Source organism: Candidatus Symbiopectobacterium sp. (genome assembly GCF_020054415.1).
Lineage (GTDB): Bacteria > Pseudomonadota > Gammaproteobacteria > Enterobacterales > Enterobacteriaceae > Symbiopectobacterium.
This window is the reverse complement of the sequence record NZ_JAHWCO010000611.1, coordinates 1-2,887: the sequence shown is the minus strand read 5'-3', so window position 1 is coordinate 2,887 and position 2,887 is coordinate 1. Positions and strand designations below refer to the sequence as shown.

Annotated in this window: 3 protein-coding genes; all 3 read left to right on the top strand. The window is 54.9% G+C overall.

The genetic code is table 11. From position 1 onward, the window contains the following. The first annotated feature begins 216 nt into the window (after positions 1–216). From QZ506_RS17835 to QZ506_RS17825, 3 genes are read left to right on the top strand one after another with little or no spacing between them, the layout of a single operon-like run. Positions 217–2,319: a DNA polymerase gene (locus tag QZ506_RS17835; protein WP_291972957.1), complete on the top strand. Its 2,103-nt coding sequence runs from the start codon at positions 217–219 to the stop codon at positions 2,317–2,319. Between the two features lie 5 nt (positions 2,320–2,324). Further along, positions 2,325–2,552 carry an ANR family transcriptional regulator gene (locus QZ506_RS17830; RefSeq protein ID WP_291972956.1) on the top strand — a complete coding sequence of 76 codons (228 nt, stop codon included), beginning with the start codon at positions 2,325–2,327 and terminating at the stop codon, positions 2,550–2,552. After that, positions 2,536–2,805: a VRR-NUC domain-containing protein gene (locus QZ506_RS17825; protein WP_291972955.1), complete on the top strand. Its 270-nt coding sequence runs from the start codon at positions 2,536–2,538 to the stop codon at positions 2,803–2,805. Before QZ506_RS17830 ends, QZ506_RS17825 begins: the two co-directional genes overlap by 17 nt. The last annotated feature ends 82 nt before the right edge of the window (positions 2,806–2,887 follow it).

Here is a 2,887-nt window from a genome sequence, read left to right as displayed (position 1 = left end):
GAAATCTGGCGATCCCGTCTGCGTCCTGCCCTCGAGGTCATGGACTCAAAACTGGTATACCTTCTGCACGACCGGTTCAACGACAGCATGTGTGTTTTACCAACAATAGAATCACGTATCGGCAAATACATACCGCCAAAACTACCCCGCTAATTTATCCCAGCCCCTGCTCTGCCAGGGGCTTTTTGTAACCGATTTTAATACGGAGGCATGGTCATGCCTGAACGTCTTTATCTCGATCTTGAAACCTTCAGCGAGGTGCCTATCAAAAACGGTACCCATGCGTATACAGAGGAGGCTGAGATCATGCTGTTTGCCTGGGCTATTGATACTGACCCCGTGCAGGTATGGGACGTGACCCGCGGAAAGCCCATGCCCACGGCGCTCCGAACCGCATTAGCCAATCCTGATGGGCTGATTTACGCCCATAATTCATATTTCGACCGCATGGTATTAAATCACGCCATGCCGGGTATAGCTGCCGGTGGCGTTGAGCGCTGGCGGGATACAATGGTCAGGGCGCTGGCGCACGGCCTGCCGGGATCGCTGGGCGATCTGTGTGACATTCTCAGTGTTTCGCAGGATAAAGCCAAGGATAAGGCTGGTAAGCAACTGATCCAGCTATTCTGCAAGCCTCGACCCAAAAACAGCGCTATCCGCCGCGCTACCGCCAAAACACACCCTGTCGAGTGGCAGCGATTCGTTGAGTACGCCGGACTGGATATTGATGCCATGCGTGAGATCGACAAAAAGCTACCTGCCTGGAATTACTCAGGTCAGGAACTGGCGCTCTGGCATCGTGATCAGCGTATCAATGATCGCGGCGTATTCATGGATGTCCCCCTCGCAGAAGCAGCGGTGACGGCGGTTGACAGTGAACAGAAGGTTCTGGCCAAACGAACGCGGGAGCTCACGGACAACGCGGTGCAAGCGGCAACACAGCGTGACGCCATGCTGAAACACATAGCAGAAGCCTTTGGTATCGAACTGCCCGATATGCAGGCCAGCACCTTGCAGCGCCGGGTTAACGATCCTGATTTACCGTTTGAACTTCGTGAATTACTCGCTATCCGCCTACAGGCCAGCTCCACCAGCACCAGTAAATACAAAACCCTGATGAAAGGCGTCAGCCGCGACGGACGCCTGCGCGGAACTCTGCAATTTTGTGGCGCGTCGCGTACCGGGCGATGGGCCGGGCGATTATTTCAGCCGCAAAATTTACCCAGACCAATGCTAAAACAAGCCGACATTGACTGTGGTATTGAAGCACTGAAAGCCGGGTGCGCCGACCTGCTTTACGACGATGTGATGCAGTTGACCAGTTCAGCGTTGCGCGGCTGCATCATGGCCCCCGCCGGTAAAAAACTGGTGGTATCTGACCTTAGCAACATCGAGGGGCGGGTACTGGCGTGGTTAGCCGGGGAGAAGTGGAAGCTACAGGCGTTCCGGGATTATGACACCATCATCGGTACCGATGAAAAAGGCGAGGCGATCCGCGTTGGCCATGACCTGTACAAACTGGCCTATGCAAAATCTTTCGGCGTCCACCCGGATGAAGTGGACAAAGATCAGCGTCAGGTCGGCAAAGTGCAGGAGCTGGCGCTGGGCTATGAAGGGGGCGTTGGCGCATTTCTGACGTTCTCGCTGGCGTACAACATCGACCTCGAAGAAATGGCCTCCGCCGCTATCGCCAATATTCCGCGCAACATTCTGGATGAAGCTATCCGTGCATATGAATGGTCGGTAAAACAGAAGCGAACCTACGGATTGTCAAAACGCGCTTATGTTGTTTGCGACTCTTTTAAACGCCTCTGGCGCGAAGCCCACACGGCAACATTCAGCTTCTGGAAGGAGATCGACCAGGCCACCCGCCGCGCCATTGCCACACCCGGCATAACCATTTCCTGCCGCAAATTAAAGCTTCGCCGCGACGGAAGCTGGCTACGTATTCAGCTTCCCTCTGGCCGGGCGGTCTGTTATCCCGGCGCACGTATCGACGACAGCGGCAAGATCAGCTACATGGGCATCAACACCTACAGCCGGAAATGGCAACGCCTGCAAACCTACGGCGGCAAGCTGGCAGAGAACGTAACCCAGGCTACCGCCCGTGATGTGATGGCCGCGAATATGCCCGGTGTGGAGGACAACGGTTACGACATCATACTGACGGTGCATGACGAGATTTTAACGGAGGCGCCAGACCATTCTGATTACTCCCACGAACACCTGAGCATCCGGCTCGCAACTAACCCCGCATGGGCTTTAGACCTACCACTGTCTGCTGGCGGGTTCGAGGCCTACCGCTACCGTAAGGAGTAACCCTTATGTCTTTTAAAAAAAATGACAATCCGCTTTATTTCCGTGCTGCGCGTGAAGCTGCACAAATTGAACGCGAGGGCGATTACCGCCGCGCTGCAAAGGTATGGACAAAAGCAAACCGGTCAGCGCGTAACCCGCTAAACCAAATGTGGAGCGAAAACCGCTCTGACTTTTGCATCATGCAAAACATTCGCGAAAAACGTAGGGCGGTTACCGATGGCTTACATCCGTGAATCCACCATCGAAAAGCACCTTGTAGCGGAAGTGAAAAAAGCGGGCGGTATTGCCTACAAGTTTGTGTCCCCCGGACGCCGCTCTGTTCCTGATCGGCTGGTACTGCTACCTGGTGGCCGTCTCGTTTTCGTTGAATGCAAAGCGCCTGGCGAGAAGCCACGGGCAGATCAACTTCGGGAACACGACCGGATGCGCGCGCTGGGTTTTACCGTGGTTGTGCTGGACAGCAAAAATATGGAGGGTATTCAATGAAACTGGATAACGCACGGGTGCTGACCTTCAGACACCCCAATATGGGCGAGGTCGTCGCCATCACCAACGGCGGCGAGAGTAT